The organism is Bacillus sp. SRB_331 (assembly GCF_003264175.1).
In the GTDB taxonomy this organism is placed as follows: Bacteria; Bacillota; Bacilli; order Bacillales; family Bacillaceae_G; genus Bacillus_A; species Bacillus_A mycoides.
The window spans coordinates 100123-116214 of sequence record NZ_NADV01000008.1 but is presented as its reverse complement, the minus strand read 5'-3'; the positions used below and the strand labels follow the sequence as shown (position 1 = coordinate 116214).

Annotated in this window: 16 protein-coding genes; 10 read left to right on the top strand and 6 right to left on the bottom strand. The window is 34.7% G+C overall.

Annotation, left to right across the window (positions count from 1 at the left end):
* Positions 1–157: 157 nt before the first annotated feature.
* Complete coding sequence (locus B5P42_RS07450; protein ID WP_002030719.1) at positions 158–1408, bottom strand: ATP-binding protein; 1251 nt, start codon at positions 1406–1408, stop codon at positions 158–160.
* Positions 1409–1568: 160 nt separating this feature from the next.
* Here B5P42_RS07450 and B5P42_RS07445 point away from each other — a divergent pair, with 160 nt between their 5' ends.
* The gene (locus B5P42_RS07445; protein WP_002086674.1) at positions 1569–2414 is read left to right on the top strand and encodes a DUF72 domain-containing protein; all 846 of its coding nucleotides are present in this window, start codon (positions 1569–1571) and stop codon (positions 2412–2414) included.
* 326 nt (positions 2415–2740) lie between these two features.
* Here B5P42_RS07445 and B5P42_RS07440 read toward each other — a convergent pair whose 3' ends face one another.
* The 4 genes from B5P42_RS07440 to deoD form a co-directional block, all read right to left on the bottom strand.
* Positions 2741–2935 (bottom strand): DUF3924 family protein, encoded by a 195-nt coding sequence (locus tag B5P42_RS07440; RefSeq protein ID WP_113733920.1) that lies wholly within the window; start codon positions 2933–2935, stop codon positions 2741–2743.
* A 120-nt stretch (positions 2936–3055) separates the two neighbouring features.
* Positions 3056–3586: a tyrosine-type recombinase/integrase gene (locus B5P42_RS07435; protein ID WP_000806230.1), complete on the bottom strand. Its 531-nt coding sequence runs from the start codon at positions 3584–3586 to the stop codon at positions 3056–3058.
* Between the two features lie 107 nt (positions 3587–3693).
* A complete protein-coding gene (locus B5P42_RS07430) occupies positions 3694–5505 on the bottom strand; it encodes a sensor histidine kinase (protein WP_113733919.1) in 1812 nt (603 codons plus the stop codon).
* 156 nt (positions 5506–5661) lie between these two features.
* Entirely contained in the window at positions 5662–6369 is a 708-nt protein-coding gene (gene deoD / locus B5P42_RS07425) for a purine-nucleoside phosphorylase (protein ID WP_060751501.1), read from the bottom strand.
* Positions 6370–6542: 173 nt separating this feature from the next.
* Here deoD and B5P42_RS07420 point away from each other — a divergent pair, with 173 nt between their 5' ends.
* Positions 6543–7337: a hypothetical protein gene (locus tag B5P42_RS07420; RefSeq protein ID WP_060751500.1), complete on the top strand. Its 795-nt coding sequence runs from the start codon at positions 6543–6545 to the stop codon at positions 7335–7337.
* 4 nt (positions 7338–7341) lie between these two features.
* On the opposite strand, the gene mprF is transcribed toward B5P42_RS07420, so the two are convergent.
* Complete coding sequence (mprF, locus tag B5P42_RS07415; RefSeq protein ID WP_113733918.1) at positions 7342–9927, bottom strand: bifunctional lysylphosphatidylglycerol flippase/synthetase MprF; 2586 nt, start codon at positions 9925–9927, stop codon at positions 7342–7344.
* A 194-nt stretch (positions 9928–10121) separates the two neighbouring features.
* Between mprF and B5P42_RS07410 the strand changes: the two genes are divergently transcribed.
* The 8 genes from B5P42_RS07410 to resA all read left to right on the top strand — a co-directional run bounded on the left by B5P42_RS07410 (position 10122) and on the right by resA (position 16032).
* Positions 10122–10511, top strand: coding sequence for a hypothetical protein (locus B5P42_RS07410; protein WP_113733917.1), 390 nt, complete (start codon positions 10122–10124; stop codon positions 10509–10511).
* 22 nt (positions 10512–10533) lie between these two features.
* Entirely contained in the window at positions 10534–11025 is a 492-nt protein-coding gene (locus B5P42_RS07405; protein ID WP_060751497.1) for a YpuI family protein, read from the top strand.
* 106 nt (positions 11026–11131) lie between these two features.
* Positions 11132–12046 carry a superoxide dismutase gene (locus B5P42_RS07400; RefSeq protein ID WP_060751496.1) on the top strand — a complete coding sequence of 305 codons (915 nt, stop codon included), beginning with the start codon at positions 11132–11134 and terminating at the stop codon, positions 12044–12046.
* A 112-nt stretch (positions 12047–12158) separates the two neighbouring features.
* The gene (locus B5P42_RS07395) at positions 12159–13283 is read left to right on the top strand and encodes a D-alanyl-D-alanine carboxypeptidase family protein (protein WP_113733916.1); all 1125 of its coding nucleotides are present in this window, start codon (positions 12159–12161) and stop codon (positions 13281–13283) included.
* Positions 13276–13872: a spore maturation protein SpmA gene (gene spmA / locus B5P42_RS07390; RefSeq protein WP_002086662.1), complete on the top strand. Its 597-nt coding sequence runs from the start codon at positions 13276–13278 to the stop codon at positions 13870–13872. The genes B5P42_RS07395 and spmA overlap by 8 nt, the downstream gene beginning before the upstream one ends.
* Positions 13869–14399 carry a spore maturation protein SpmB gene (spmB, locus tag B5P42_RS07385; protein WP_002086660.1) on the top strand — a complete coding sequence of 177 codons (531 nt, stop codon included), beginning with the start codon at positions 13869–13871 and terminating at the stop codon, positions 14397–14399. The genes spmA and spmB overlap by 4 nt, the downstream gene beginning before the upstream one ends.
* A 288-nt stretch (positions 14400–14687) precedes the next feature.
* Positions 14688–15416 (top strand): 23S rRNA pseudouridine(2605) synthase RluB, encoded by a 729-nt coding sequence (gene rluB, locus B5P42_RS07380; protein WP_002030733.1) that lies wholly within the window; start codon positions 14688–14690, stop codon positions 15414–15416.
* Between the two features lie 94 nt (positions 15417–15510).
* Positions 15511–16032: a thiol-disulfide oxidoreductase ResA gene (gene resA, locus B5P42_RS07375; protein WP_002064495.1), complete on the top strand. Its 522-nt coding sequence runs from the start codon at positions 15511–15513 to the stop codon at positions 16030–16032.
* Positions 16033–16092 lie beyond the last annotated feature (60 nt).

The following is a 16092-nucleotide window of genomic DNA, read 5'->3' as shown; positions in this document are numbered from 1 at the left end:
AGCAAAAGGCTGATTAGTTAGGGTTAATAAGCAGTAGGAGATGCAAAAAACGCTGATTAAAGTTTCATTTTGTATAGTTTTTTAGGAAAATGATGAGTTAAACAAAAACAGTGGGGGCAGTTAAAAACTGCCCCCACTGTTTTTGTTTATCGACACTTTAACTATCTCTTTTGGGCAACGATGGGATAGATATTGTAAAAGTTGTCCCACTGTGATTACTAGTAACTTTTAATGTACCGTTATGATTTTGAATAATTTTCTTCGTTACTGACAAGCCCAGTCCTGTTCCTGAATCTTTTGTTGAGAAGAATGGATCAAAGATATATTCTTGAATAGCTGGAGGAACCCCAGTTCCGTTATCTGTGAAAGTAATCCGAACAAAGTTATCTAGGCGATAACTAGAAATTTGAATGGAAAGAGGTCTTTCGCCTCGAGCATCGATAGCATTTTGAAATAAATTTAAAAAAACTTGCACAAGTTCATGACGATCGATATTGACAAGTACACCATCTAATTCCGTAGAAAATTCATAGTCAATAGAAATGTTGTGTAAAAAAACTTCACTAGCAAGTAGTTGTTGAATATATTCGCGTAAAAACGTATTGATGGGAAAAGGTTCTCTAGTAAATTCACGCGTTTTTGAAATGGCTAAAAATTTTGTGATAATACTATTTGCACGATCTAGTTCAGGAATGAGTAGACTTTTAAACAATTCTTTATTGGATGGAGAAACGTTATCTTGTAGAAATTGCAAGTATCCACGTACCGTTGTAAGGGGATTTCGTACTTCATGAGCAATCCCAGCTGCGATTCGTCCTGCTAATGAAAATTTTTCTGCATCACGTTCTGTGTTTAAATAATGGAAGACACTAATAACTCTAAAAATCTCTCCGTTATAATCCCGAATAATTCGATTGTTTAAAATACCATAGTTTTTGTCTAACACTTCTTCATTATATATTTCTGTTCCTGTTCTTAATGTTTCAATCGCTTTAATTTGTTCTTCTGGCAAGTTTAGTAATTGTTGAATTGGCTTTCCAATTATATCATTTCGTACTACACCAAAATCATCTGCTGCAGCTTGATTACATAAAGTTATATTTCCTTTACTATCAACAAAGGTGACATGATGTGAAAAAGCATCAAAAATATGAACAAAGTATGTTTCAAGTTGTTCAAATAAAAATAATGAATCGCAAGTAAGTTGAAAATCAGCCTTTTTATTCTCTTTTTGTATGTTTTGAATGGAATGAGTCGTTCTCGTTTTCTTAATTTGTAAACCAATATGTGGATTTTTGTATGTGAAATGATGTGGTAATTGATTCACAAGCTCTTCATATAACCGCACTTTATTTTCTAGTTCTTCTATTCGTTTTTCATGAGATACAATATCATCGTTTGGAAGCATAAATAAATAACCCCTCAATTTAAAAATTCTTCCATTTAGTATATCATATTTTTATACGGATACTCTTAAAGAAGGGGCTACTTAATGAAATTGATTAGCTGAAATGTCCGGGAAGTGAGTAGAATGGATAGAAGGTGAAGTTAAAAAGGGAGGGATATATTTGCTTTTCATTGGAGTGACAGGGTGGGGAGATCATGATTCTTTATATATAAATCCCTATGAAAATAGAAATAAATTGCGAACTTATAGTGAACATTTTCCCATTGTGGAAGTAGATAGTTCATTTTATGCGATACAACCTGCGCGGAATTATACAAAATGGGCGATGGAAACGCCGAAAGATTTTTCTTTTATAGTAAAAGCCTATCAAGGAATGACAGGACATATGAAAGGGGAAATCCCTTTTTCTACGTTCGATGAGATGTTTGATGTGTATAAACAATCCATTCTTCCTTTAATAGAAGCAAATAAATTAAAAATGATTTTATTTCAATATCCACCATGGTTTGATTGTAAAGTGAAAAATGTAGATTTACTTCGATACACGAAAGAAAAAATGGAAGATTTACCATGTGCAATAGAGTTTCGAAATCAAACATGGTTTTATCCAGAAATGAGAGATAAGACGTTACAGTTTTTAGAAAAAGAAAACTGGATTCATACAATTTGCGATGAGCCTCAGGCTGGAATAGGATCAGTACCGCTTATATTAGAGGCAACAAACTCGGACATGGCGTTAATACGTTTTCATGGCCGAAATGTTCATGGTTGGCTGGATAAAGGAGAAAATTGGAGAGCGGTTCGCTGTTTATATCGTTATAATAGTAAAGAATTGGCGGAATGGGTAGAACGATTAGAGCGATTGAAAAAGAAGACGAAGGATATATTTGTATTGTTTAATAATAATTCGGGCGGAGATGCAGCGGATAATGCGAAACAGCTTATGAAAATGATGAACATTACATATGGTGAGCCGAAGCCTGAGCAATTAAATTTGTTTGAATGATGATAAACAAGAAAGGCACTGTACAAACAGGGGGAATGTACAGTGCCTTTCTATATGAAAAAGAGGGGTAACAATGTTACTGAGCGTTTGGTTGATTCATCAATTGTTGGCTTCATAATAAATGATAATGGTTATCATTATCATTGTCAATGGTTTTTCGGAAAATAAGTAAAAAACTTTTTATCCCGCTATTTGCGGCAGTAAAACTCCTACCTCAAAATTCGGCTGGAGCAAAGAAGTTAGGTGGGAGCCCTGCTGCCCGTAAACCCCCACTGATTATTAGCCTTCACTTTATATTTTAAATAGTAATAAAAAAAGAACAGCAATTACTGCTGTTCTTTTCCATTGATGATTTGTTGTAAATCAAAAGGAGTTATCGCTTGGATAAATTCCTTTGAGATAAGTGTTTGAACGAGAGTGCTTTCAGAAATTGTAGCACCTGTTTTCTTTTCATAAGATTTCTTTAATAAATCAAGTTTTTCAGCCGTTTCTTTCGGTAATTCAATTATTAATGTGTTCATAATTTCTCCCCCTTACTATTAGAGTACCACTACAGTATAGGAGAGACAAGAAAAGAGAATATGAAACATAAAAAAGGTTACCAAATTTACAAATGGTAACCTTTTTATGTATAAGAGTTATTAAGCAATACCGATATACTTTAAAGTTTTGGATGGAGTACTGTGATCAAAGAAGTGTTGTAAAAATGCAATATCAACACCTGATTTGTATGCACAATAGCCCCAAGTTTTTCGAAGTGTATGTGAGCTAATCCCTTCTAATCCAACTTCTTTTGCAGCTTTGTTTAAAATGTACCATGCATGTTGTCTCGTAATAGACTTTGTTCCTTTTTGAGACTTTAATAATGGTTCATTACGTTTCCAAGTTTTACGTTCTTTCATGTAGTCTTCGATTGCGTGCTGTAAGTCTTCATTTACAGCAAACCATTTATGTTTCTTTACTTTTTCATTGTAAAATAAAATGGAATGGCGAACATTTTCGTCTTCATCGATTACATCACTAACTTTTAATTGTAAGATTTCACTTACTTTTAAGCCAGAATTTACAGCTAATACGAATAATAAGCCATCACGTTTCGAAGATTGTAAAAGTATATTTTTGATAGTTTCTAATTGTTTTTCATTTTGAATAGGTTGTCCTGCTTGTTTCATTTCACGCACTCTCCTCTTTTATATGTGTAAAGGAAAGGATTAACTTGTTTCTTACTATAAAGGGAGAGTGTGAATTTCATGTGAACTCCTAGTGAAATTAAGACAAATTATTTGACTTCTTTTCCTTTTTGTAAATTAAAATAAAATACAACGCTATTAGTGGTATTATACACGCCGTATTCAGCGTGATGGAGATCTAAAATGTTTTTCACAATGGATAACCCAAGGCCAGTACCCCCAGTATGACGGCTACGAGAAGCGTCTAAACGGTAGAAGCGGTCCCAAATTTTTTCAAGGCTTTCTTCTGGAATAGGATTACCTGTGTTTTCAATTTTGATTTTCACTGTATCTTCCGTTTCTATAACAGAGACGTGTATTTTTTCACCATCTGGAGTATATCGAATTGCATTGCTAAGTAAGTTTACAACGACTTGCTCAATACGGCTACGATTTGCTTTAACAAATAGAGAAGAGTCAGCATGGATGTCCACTTGTAAATGCTTTTCCTCCATGCTAAATAATAACTTTGTATAGACTTGTTGAATTAATTCACCGATTGAGAATGTCGTCATATCTAGTTTGTACGTACCAGATTCTAGTTTTGCTAATTCTAACATTTCAACAATAAGTCTGTTCATGTTTTCTGTTTCTTCTAAAATAACATCTGTGTAATACGTCGTATCTTTACTAACGCCATCTTTAATTCCTTCTGCGAAACTTCTAATTACACTAAGTGGTGTTTTTAATTCATGAGATACACCAGAAATGAATTCTTTTCTCGTTTTTTCCAATTGACGTTCGCGTTCAATATCTTGTTGTAATTTTGTATTGGCAACATTTAATCGGTCGATTCGATCTTTTAAATTTACAGAGAGTGTATTAATACCACTTGATAACCCGCCAATTTCATCGTCTGCCGTAACAGGTAACTTCTCGCTAAAATCAAAGTTGGCCATTTTTTTTGTAACACGATTTATCTTAATTAATGGTTTAACAATGATTTTTGAGTAGTAGAAGGATAACAAAATAATAACGAGAAACACGATAATTAAGGCATAGACATAATAATCTTTTAAAACGAGCATCGCTTCATTAACAGGTTGTAAAGATGCTATCGCAAAAGCGTATTCTGTAATTTTTCCATTTTCCACAATAGGTTTTACAAAGATACTATTTTTTATATTCTCTCCACCATCTATTATATAAGTGTTTAATTGGTGTGAGTTAGCAGTGCCATTTCTAATAATCTCTGCAAAATATTGAACGGCTTGTAATGTTTCAAAATCATTTGCAAGACGAACATCTGCTTTGGATGGAAGCTGTAACTTAGATACGATACCAGTAAACTCAATTTGAGTCACAGTTTTGGATCGGCTTGTAAGTCTATTTTTAGCAGGGTTTCCATTAATGGATTGAAAATCTGAGTTGACATTTTCGTTTTGCCATCGATTATAGTTTGTTGTCAATTCTAGTGGTGTTATGGTGGAATCTTGTACAAAACCGACGACGTTTATCATCCCATCTTTTTTCAATCCTAAGTTTTCGAATTTATTATATTCTTCTGGCGTTAAAACATTATTGAGTGGAATGGAATATGCTTTATTATTTTTAGGATTAATTACATCAATGTAGAAATTATTGTCACTTTTAATAATGCCGTTCGTATTTAAAAACTGCATTTCAGCATTTGTTTTATCATGAAATTCTTGTTTTAGTTTTCGAATTTCCTCATAAGTTTTACCACTTTCTTCGTAAGTATTTACGAACTTCTCAAAAGCAGTTTGAACTGTTTTTACTTTTTTATTAATATAAAATTTCTCTAAAAATAGAGATTGTCCTAAGAAAAAAAGGAGGAATATGATTGTAAATAATGTTGATGTTAATAAAAATAGTTTAAAGACGATACTTCTGTTTTTCACTGCGTCACCTCTTGTGAGAAATACTGTAAATGATTTCTTAATTATAACAAACGTTACAAAAAAGTAGAGGAGAAAATCTGTCTCTTCTGAAAGTAGTTTTTAATAAAAAGTCACATAAAAAGAACTCGACAGACGTATGACGAGTTCTTTAATGTATTATTGTTGAATTGCTGCATCTAAAGCGATTTCAATCATTTCGTTAAATGTAGTTTGTCGCTCTTCAGATGTTGTTTCTTCACCAGTGAAAATGTGATCGCTTACTGTTAATACAGATAACGCATTTACACCGTATTTCGCTGCTAATGTATAAAGAGCAGTTGTTTCCATTTCTACTGCTAGTACACCATAATCTCCAAGTTTTTTAACCATGTCCATGCTTTCGCGGTAAAATACATCTGCTGTTAAAACATTACCAACACGAACGTGTAAGCCTTTTTTAGTTCCAGCATCGTAAGCTTTCTTTAAAAGGTCAAAGTTTGCAGCTGGTGCAAAATCAAAACCTGGGAATGTTAAACGGTTCATATTAGAATCCGTACAAGCTGTCATTGCAATAATAACGTCACGTACTTTTACGTCTTTTTGAATCGCACCGCAAGTTCCAACGCGAATTAAATTTTTAACTCCGTAGCTTTGAATTAATTCGTTTACATAAATAGAAATAGAAGGAACACCCATGCCTGTACCTTGAACAGATACACGCTTTCCTTTGTAAGTTCCAGTGAAACCTAACATGCCACGCACGTTATTATAACAAGTAACATCCTCTAAAAATGTTTCAGCAATATATTTTGCACGTAATGGATCACCAGGTAATAGAATAGATTCAGCAATTTCGCCTTGTTTTGCTTCAATATGTACACTCATGAAAAATCCTCCTTATAATGTATTGATAGAAATCAATATCATTTGCATTATACACTACGACTCCTTTCAATTAAAATCTTTTTTATTTGTAATATGTGCAAAAGAGCAGGATTTCATAAATCATAATCTAGAATATATATTTAAGAAGTTTTGCATGGATAAAGACAATAAAAATGGTAGGTGATATTTTGAAAAATCTTGTCATTGGGCTTATTGCACTAGTACTTATTGTGGCAGGAGGATTTTACATAAAAAAATATCAAGAAACTGAAGAAACGACCGGAGATGTACAAGAAGTGAAATGGGATGTAAAAAATAAAAAGGGAAATGAAAAAGTTGATATTTCGTTTCAATTGCTAAATAAAATGAATAATGAAGTTCGTGGTGTGAACGATCAAATTCGAGCAGTGATAGTGGATGGGAATTTGAAAAACATACAACAAACGAAGCCTATATTTGCCGGGAATGGATCGTATAAGCTATCTTCAAATGTAGCAAAAGGTGAAGAGTACACGATATTTTTGTATGAAGATGAAAACAAGTCCGTGGAATCATTTTCTAAGAAAGATTTTGGTGAAGAAAAAAAGGAGAAAAACAAGGACAAGAATAAAAAGAAACTACCTGTCGATACTGTACTTACAAAAAATATAGGAGAGCATCAAGTGTCTCTTTTATTTGGTGCATTACATCCGAATGAGGCAGCGACATTAACATTTCAGTTTCAAGCGAAAAAGGGAGAAAAGCTGAAATTAAATTCAGGGAGAGGTGAAGTCAACGCTCTATATATCATTGATGAAACGAGGGAACATTTTTTATATGCGATTCCTGTTGATACGGATGAGCAATTACAATATCGTATTACATTTCCAGAAGAAGGAACATATAAAATATGGGGGGATTTCTATATAAATAGTAAGAAGTATGAAAAGGAGTTTAGTATACAAGTGCAAAAACGAAAAAACAGCTAAGTACTTAGCTGTTTTTTCGTTTTCCTATTAATTTTGTTACAGAGAGCATTGTAATTGGTAAAGAATGATTCTTTCGAAATGCTAAATATTTTCCACTCCATGCAGGTTTGTATTTTTCTTTGAAATGTCGTAAACCGCTGAAGCTATATGTGTAACGAACGTTATTAAATATTGCAGCAGCAACTCGTTCAGACCAGAATGATTGCGTTGATAAACCGACATTTGAGAGTGGTGCCATACCAATATTAAAGGAATGGTATTCATTTTCTTTTGCCCAGTGGAATAAGTGGATAAAAATTGCATCCATAATTCCGCTAGGGGCATCTGGATAATAACGCATTAAATCAACAGATAATATGCCACTTTGATATACTGGCATAAAGGTTGTGAATGCAATGATTTTTCCTTCTGCATCAGATAATGTAGCGATAGGGGCACGACTAATATACTCACGATCGAAGTACCCAAGTGAAAATCCTTTCTCTTTTTTTCCGCCGAGCCAAGCATCAGACACCTTCTTTAATTCCTCGTATAATTCGTCTGAGGATGGTGGCTTATGAATAGAGAATGTATAACCTTCTCGTTCAAAACGGTTGAAAGTAGCTCGCATACCAGCACGTTTTTTTCCTGTTATTGTAAACGTATTTAAATCAACGACAGCCTCTTCGCCAAGTTTAAAGAAGTTGTAGCCGAAATCGTGGTATAAACTCATCCATTTGCTTTCAATTTGATAGAATACGCAAATATACCCAAATCGATCAGCTTCAGCTAAAAATTCTTGCAACACAGTGCGGTAAGAGGATGGATCACCAATTGGATCACCGAGTACAACAAGACGTTTTCCAGTAATTGAAAAGAGAAGAAGTGCTTTTCCGTCACTACTGAAGAAGAACTGTTTATCTCCTAAAAAACCTAAATGACTAAGTACGTTCCCACCATGTTCATCTAAGAAGTTTTCTAACCTTTTATCATTAGCTGGTTGCCCGGGAAATTGACTACGGTAACGATTGGCAATTAGTGAACCAATAAGTAAAAAAGTAGGAACGAAAAAGGCTGCTGCTAATGCACTTCGTTTAACTTGTGTAATATTTCGAACGACAAAATCAGGTTGGAACGCTTCTTTTGCACCTGCAAATAAAATACCTAAGTTTTTATATAAATATAACGTAAGTAATAAGAAGATAAACACTTTTACGATGTCAGAAAGAGAGACTTCCATTTTCTCGCGTGCAAATCTTTTGCGAAGCATATACAACACAGCAAGTACGATTAATAAAATAAAGGTTTCTTCAATATCAATTCCTTTTAGGGTATTAAAGATTGCTGCTCCAATTAAAGAAACAATCGTCATATAGTAAGAACGCTTTGTTCCATAATATATGCCTCGCGAAAGAATCAAGAGGAGAATACCGAATGTTAATGATAAGCTAAAAGAAAATTGAATAAGATGCTTTGGAGCTAAAATATGTAAGGCGTGAGCTCGATTTATACTAGTCGGTAAAATTGTTGATAGAATAACCATTAAGCCAGCGAATATGGTTAAAGCGGCGGATGCCCATGAACCTAATTTCCCTAAAAAATCACGTTGTAAAGTCCAAATTACACCAGTTGTTTCTAATGCAGGTGCAATAAATGGTTTGTCTTCAATTTTTTTTATGGCCGCTCCTGTCATTTCAAATGCTGCAAAAATGAGACCAAGGCAGAATGGTAAGATGTAATAGACAAGTCGATATAATAACATAGCGGGTAGTAATACGCCTGTATCAACTCCGTATTGTCCTAGTCCGGTTAAGAAAACAAGATCAAATGAACCAAGGCCACCAGGGACAAGACTTACGACACCAGCTAAAGCAGCAATTACATAGACACCTAAAAACTTTTGAAATTCGATATCAATTCCAAACAATATTAAAATGACGTACATAACGATACCAGCTGATACCCACTCGACTAATGAAACTAATGAATATAAAATAGTTGGATTTTTCTCTTCTTCTTCTTCTTCTTGTCCGTCAGTCTGTTTTGTTTTTCTATTTTTAATTTTAGAAAACCCAATGTATATAGGAACGAAAAGAGCAAAGAAGATAAGAACAGGCCATAACCACGGTTTTTCGTGCAGAATAAAACTAGTGTCTAATATTCCAATAAGGCCGAGGAATGACAGAATGGCTAATCCGTTAATAAAAGCGGTTGTCATCCAAGCAATGCTTTTAATAAGTTTTCCATTATCTTTTATATGTGGACGATATAGCATTGTACGTACACCGGCACCAACAAGACCACCAAAACCGATAAATCCATTTAAAGTGTTTGCAATCCATGAGATACGGAAAATCTTTTGTACAGGTATATCTGCTTTTAAGTAACGAAGCATAACAAAGTCATAAAAGAACATTGTTGAAACGGCAAATGCACCGAGTGTAATCGCTAAAAATACCCCACCAGTTGGAATGTTTTTAATTGTTTCAATTGCTTCTAAAAAAGAAATGCCCGCTAATTCTTTTTTAGCTTGAAAGAAAACAATTGTTAAGACAACAAATGGGAAGATTATTTTCCCGATTTGTAAGAAACGTTTCCATGAAAACGACATAAATACAACTCTCCTTGTGTAAGAAAACTGAGACAATAATATTATTATGACAAACTTCAAGAAAAATAAAAAGGTAAATTCCTGTATAGGGAAGCTATTTTTTATATAGGTTATATTTAGAAGAATATTTCGTTTATCGGAAAATTAAGTTAATATAAGATGAAAGAAGGAAGGAAGAGAGAGAGGGGAAGTAGATGATTATAATAGGTTATGCAGGATATGAGTTAGAAAAAGCACAACCGAATACATCAGAAGATTTTTTCAATAGATCTGAAGTAACATATATATTAAATAATCAAGAGAAAACCTTTTCTGTCTTATATGTTCGATATTTTGAAGAAATTTTACAAGAAATTACCTCTTTTGAAGGAAATCCAGTTTATAAAGTAGAAGAACAAGACGTATATTTACGAGATATTGTAGCGATCGCTTGTTTAGTGAACAATAAAGAGCTACGCGCGCAGAAGCGCTTGTATCTCAATGAAGTAACAGACTTTCAACGATACTTTGACGAGGGAACAGTGGTGAAAGTACAAGAAATATTAGCTGAATTACATAAAAATAAAAGAGTAGAAATAGCGTAAAACGGCAAAGGAGAGAGAAGCCATGTCTAATTTGATGGTTGAAAATCAAACAGAACAAGTTTCTATATTTTTAGAAGATGTAATTTCCTTGATAACTAATTATGTAAATTATCATACGTTACCTTCTTTATTGGAGGAGGCACCAACAGGAAACGAGCAATACTATAAAGGAATATTAGCATCAATAAGAAGACTTCTTGTTTTTTGTGAAGAAGGACTTGATGCATGTTTTGTTTTGTTGAATAGCCAACCATTTCGAAAGACCGCAGCTGAAAAAGTTTTATATAAGATTTACCATCAAGTAATTGCAGAGTTTTTTTCGCCAAAGAATGATCATTGGTATGAAAATAGTCGTTCTGCTTATACAGGGAAAAATTCTATTGTTTTTCAGCAAAGCCCCCCTGGATCTATAGAACGAATGATGAAGGATTTAGAAGGGAAATTTCAATTGATGCGTGAAGAACTAGAATATTATGAGACAGATTACCAAACAAAAATGTTGCACAAATATTAATTAAGGAAAAGAAGCTAAGGACACTTAGCTTCTTTTCCGTTTGTCCAGTTATATAAGGGATTTTAATTGAATATAGTTAAAGTGGGTAGCATCAAGGAGGTGTGACATGAGTCAGCAAGGTGTATTTACAGATTACTTTCATGAAGTAGAGAGCTGGTGTGAAAGTGTTCTTCAAGTATTAGATAGCCGTGCAATGGAAGTGTATGATGTCCATATGCTTGCTTATAAAATTCAAACTTTATTAGAGCGTATGAAAGAGCATGAATACGACACAGATGCCGAGTTTATGTATGAAATAAGTGAGGATGTAGAACATATTCAACACCATTTACAGGAAGTATTTATGCAAGAAGGAGAGGAATATGAACTATGTGAAAGAGGGGATAGCGAACGAGCTGTTCCGATTGGGGGGCATACCCTTCCGCCATTACCTTATCCATATAATGCGCTAGAACCGTACATTTCACGAGAAATTATGATGTTACACCATGATAAACATCATCGTAGTTACGTGGAAGGATTAAATAAAGCAGAGAAGATGATGGAAGAAGCGAGAAAAACAAATCAATTTGATTTAATTAAGCATTGGGAAAGAGAAGCGGCTTTTCATGGATCAGGTCATTACTTACACACGATATTTTGGAATAACATGAAAAAAGATGGTGGTGGGGGTCCACGAGGGGCATTATCACAAGAAATTGAGAAGGATTTTGGGAGTTACTTACGTTTTCAAAAACATTTTACAGAGGCGGCTTCGAAAGTTGAGGGGTCTGGATGGGCAATTCTTGTGTGGGTGCCTCGGTCGGGAAGGTTAGAAATTTTGCAAAGCACGCTTCATCAATTGTTTACACAGTGGGATACGATACCGCTCCTTGTACTGGATGTATGGGAACATGCGTATTATTTACAATATCAAAATCGAAAAGATGAATATATTAAAAATTGGTGGAATGTTGTAAATTGGCCAGATGTAGAAAAGCGATTTGAAATTGCGAAGCAAGTTGAATGGACACCGTATTAGACGCATATCCCATGCGTCTTTTTTAGTGGAGGTGGAAGGAAGATTTCGTTCATATTTTAAAAGGCCAAGCATAAACTTGTACAAAAAGTGCCAAAAGGACGTGGGGGGAAATATGAGACGAATTTGTATAATAATTACGCTAATTATAATGTACGCAAGCGTTATGCCGATTCCTACATATGCAAAAATGAACGGTGGTGTCAGTGCTCGTAACGCAGTCTTAATGGAACAACAATCCGGTCGTGTGCTATATGGAAAATTAGAACATGAGCCACAAAAAATTGCTAGTATAACAAAAATTATGACAGCATTGTTAGCTGCTGAATCAGGAAAAATGAAAGAGCTAGTATCGGTTAGTAATGAAGCGGTACGAGTAGAAGGGTCGGCAATTTACTTAAAACCTGGACAAAAAGTGAAGTTAGAAGATTTAGTTTACGGATTAATGCTTAGATCTGGTAATGATGCAGCACAAGTAATTGCTGAAAATGTGGGAGGGAGTATAGAAGGGTTCGTATATTTAATGAATGAAAAGGCGAAAGAAATTGGAATGAAAGATACGCATTTCTCAAACCCGCATGGCTTGGATGGGGATGGATCGCATTATTCGTCGGCTTATGACATGGCATTATTAACGAAATATGCAATGGGGAACGAGACCTTTAAGGAGATTTTTGGAACAAAAACGTATAAATCGGATTCTTGGGATTATCCGTGGAAAAATAAACATAAGCTTGTGACATCTTATTATGAATTTGCAACAGGGGGAAAGACAGGTTTTACGAAGAAAGCAGGACGGACGCTTGTCACAACAGCTTCAAAAGACGGACTAGATTTAATTGTCGTAACTTTGAGTGCTTCTAGTGACTGGGATGATCATATGAATTTGTTTGATAAAGGCTTTGAACGCTATAAGCAAGCGAAAGTTTTAGGACAAGGCGCACTCGCTGAAATAAATGAAAAGAAATATGCCAATCATGTTTATACGAAAAATAGTTTTTCTGTACCTTTAACTGAAGAGGAAAGAAAGAGCGTGTTATTGAAAGTTGAGCTCGACAAAAGTGCAAAACTTACGGATGGAGTAAAGGTTGGGAAGACAGAAATTTATGTAGGGAACGAGAAAGTTGGAGAACGCAATTTGTTTTACAGTAAACGAAAGTTAGTAGCTACAACGGGATTGTATTGGAATAACGTAAAAGAAATCTTCTCTTACATGATAGGTGTTGGGATAGATGGTTAATCTCGTATGGGCAGCGATGGCAGTTATAGGGATTGTGTATGCCATGATAAATGGAACGATGGAAGAAGTGACCAAAGCAGTGTTTGAAGGGTCAAAAGATGCTGTAACGATTTGTATTGGACTTATTAGTGTTTTAGTATTTTGGCTCGGTTTAATGAAAATTGCTGAGGAAGCTGGATTGTTAAAGAAGTTAGTATCACTTTTTATGCCGATAGTAAAAAGATTATTTCCAGAAATACCGAAGGATCACCCGTCAATGGGATTCATTTTATCAAATATGATGGCGAACTTTTTTGGGTTAGGTAATGCAGCAACACCTTTAGGTATTAAAGCAATGGAACAACTGAAAGAGTTAAATGGTGGAAAGGATTCAGCAAGTCGTTCTATGGTGACGTTTCTAGCATTAAATACTTCAGCGATTACATTAATTCCGACTACTGTCATTTCGATTCGAATGACTTATGAATCAGCAAACCCTACTGAAATCGTTGGCGTAACATTTATAGCACAAGTGTTATCTATGATTGGAGCGATTTGGATTGACCGCTATTTTTACCGGAGAAGGAGTAGAAAGGGGCGGAAAAAATGAGTATTGTAAATACAATTTCATTATGGGTAATTCCTTGTGTAATTGGTTTTATCCTTTTGTATGGCACGATAAAGAAAGTTCCAACGTACGAATCGTTCGTTGAGGGCGGAAAAGAAGGGATTCAAATTGCGGTTTCCATTTTGCCGTTTATGGTTGGAATGCTTGTATCTATTTCTATTTTCCGGGCATCAGGTGCTTTAGATGCGATGATATCGGTAATGAAGCCGATGTTAGACTTTATTCATGTACCAGCCGAAATCGTTCCACTTGCACTTATACGTCCGATTTCGGGATCTGCTGGTTTAAGTATTACGACCGACTTAATCGCTACATATGGGCCAGACTCGTTTATTGGTAGGTTAGCTTCAACGATGCAAGGTAGCACAGATACGACTTTTTATATATTAACAGTATACTTTGGGGCTGTCGGTATTAGAAAAATGGGAGATGCATTAAAGGTAGGACTTTTTGCAGATTTAATCGGAATTATTTGTTCAATTGTGTTTGTTTCCCTATTGTTTCGGTAATGCTATTCATTTTTTGCGCTATTTAGCTTATAATACGTATACGACCACTATTAACGTGTAGTTTAATAGTGGTTTTTTTATGCGGTGTTTTTGACAAAATGATGAACTTTTATCGTGGACAACATGAAAAAGTGTAAACAATAATAAAGGGTGAAAACGTGATATGCCTTTAGACGTTTATCATCATTGCTATGTTGTTAAAGATAGGCGAAGTAAATGGCATAAAGCTTAGGCGGTTGCCAAGTCTTTCTAATGTAAGGTAAGATAAATTTGAGGTGAAAAAAAGAAATGGAACGATTACAAAAAGTGATTGCGCAAGCAGGTATTGCATCGAGAAGAAAGGCTGAGGAACTAATTCAGCAAGGGAAAGTGAAAGTTAATGGGAAAATAGTGAAGGAGTTAGGAACAAAAGTAACTCCTCAAGATAAAGTGGAAGTAAATAACATCCCTCTTGAAAAAGAAGAACCTGTTTATTTTTTACTATATAAACCAACTGGTGTAATTTCAAGTGTATCAGATGATAAAGGAAGAAATGTTGTAACAGACTTTTTCCCTGAAATTAGACAACGTTTATTCCCAATCGGACGCTTAGATTATGATACGTCTGGCGTATTATTGATGACAAATGATGGTGAATTTGCAAATGTATTAATGCATCCGAGATATAAAGTTGAAAAAACGTATGTTGCGAAAATTAAAGGGCCATTAACAGGTGAGAAAATTCGCATGTTAGAACGAGGTGTTGCATTAGAAGATGGGAAAACAGCACCAGCACAAGCGAAAATTATTTCTTGGGACAAGCGTAAAGAGATGGCAATTGTACAATTAACGATTCATGAAGGACGTAACCGTCAAGTACGCCGCATGTTTGAAGCGTTAGATTGTAAAGTAATGAAATTAAAACGTGAACGGTATGCCTTTTTAGAAGTGGGTAGCTTGCGTCCTGGCGATGCAAGAGAATTGACACCACATGAGGTGAAACAATTACGTGCATTGGCTTCTACAAAGCCTCGCTAATCTATATTGTGAAACTTTCACCAGTGGAATGCTCCGCTGGTGATTTATTAAAAAATACATATATTTATCACTCGTCGAAGAGAGGGGAGACAACATGAAAAAAAATCGCTTATTATTTCGTGTTATCATTTTGCTCATTTTAAGCGGTGCGGTAGGGTTTACGCTATATCAAGGATTTTTTACTGATAAAGAGAAAATGCAAATTGGAAAAGAAGCACCTAACTTTGTTGTAACTGATTTAGAAGGAAAGAATATTGAATTAAAAGATTTAAAGGGAAAAGGTGTATTTTTAAATTTTTGGGGAACTTGGTGTAAACCTTGTGAAAAAGAAATGCCTTATATGAATGAGTTATATCCGAAATATAAAGAAAAAGGCGTTGAAATTATTGCCTTAGATGCAGATGAAACGGATATCGCAGTGAAGAACTTTGTGAAACAATATGATTTGAAATTCCCAGTTGCAATTGATAAAGGGCAAAAGATCATAGGTACATATGGAGTGGGACCATTACCAACAACCTTTTTAATTGATAAAGAAGGCAAAGTAGTAGAGCAAATTATAGGTGAGCAAACGAAGGAACAATTGGAAGAGTACTTAAAGAAAATCACTCCATAATTAAGAAAGCCTTTACATAAGAGGTGCTTACGTATAGCGCCTTCGCTTTAAAAATTCTGA

Coding starts and splice junctions, on each gene's coding strand:
- B5P42_RS07450 (WP_002030719.1), bottom strand. CDS start 1,408: ATGCTTCCAAACGATGATATTGTATCTCATGAAAAACGAATAGAAGAA.
- B5P42_RS07440 (WP_113733920.1), bottom strand. CDS start 2,935: ATGAACACATTAATAATTGAATTACCGAAAGAAACGGCTGAAAAACTT.
- B5P42_RS07435 (WP_000806230.1), bottom strand. CDS start 3,586: ATGAAACAAGCAGGACAACCTATTCAAAATGAAAAACAATTAGAAACT.
- deoD (WP_060751501.1), bottom strand. CDS start 6,369: ATGAGTGTACATATTGAAGCAAAACAAGGCGAAATTGCTGAATCTATT.
- B5P42_RS07420 (WP_060751500.1), top strand. CDS start 6,543: ATGGTAGGTGATATTTTGAAAAATCTTGTCATTGGGCTTATTGCACTA.
- mprF (WP_113733918.1), bottom strand. CDS start 9,927: ATGTCGTTTTCATGGAAACGTTTCTTACAAATCGGGAAAATAATCTTC.
- B5P42_RS07410 (WP_113733917.1), top strand. CDS start 10,122: ATGATTATAATAGGTTATGCAGGATATGAGTTAGAAAAAGCACAACCG.
- B5P42_RS07405 (WP_060751497.1), top strand. CDS start 10,534: ATGTCTAATTTGATGGTTGAAAATCAAACAGAACAAGTTTCTATATTT.
- B5P42_RS07400 (WP_060751496.1), top strand. CDS start 11,132: ATGAGTCAGCAAGGTGTATTTACAGATTACTTTCATGAAGTAGAGAGC.
- B5P42_RS07395 (WP_113733916.1), top strand. CDS start 12,159: ATGAGACGAATTTGTATAATAATTACGCTAATTATAATGTACGCAAGC.
- spmA (WP_002086662.1), top strand. CDS start 13,276: ATGGTTAATCTCGTATGGGCAGCGATGGCAGTTATAGGGATTGTGTAT.
- spmB (WP_002086660.1), top strand. CDS start 13,869: ATGAGTATTGTAAATACAATTTCATTATGGGTAATTCCTTGTGTAATT.
- rluB (WP_002030733.1), top strand. CDS start 14,688: ATGGAACGATTACAAAAAGTGATTGCGCAAGCAGGTATTGCATCGAGA.
- resA (WP_002064495.1), top strand. CDS start 15,511: ATGAAAAAAAATCGCTTATTATTTCGTGTTATCATTTTGCTCATTTTA.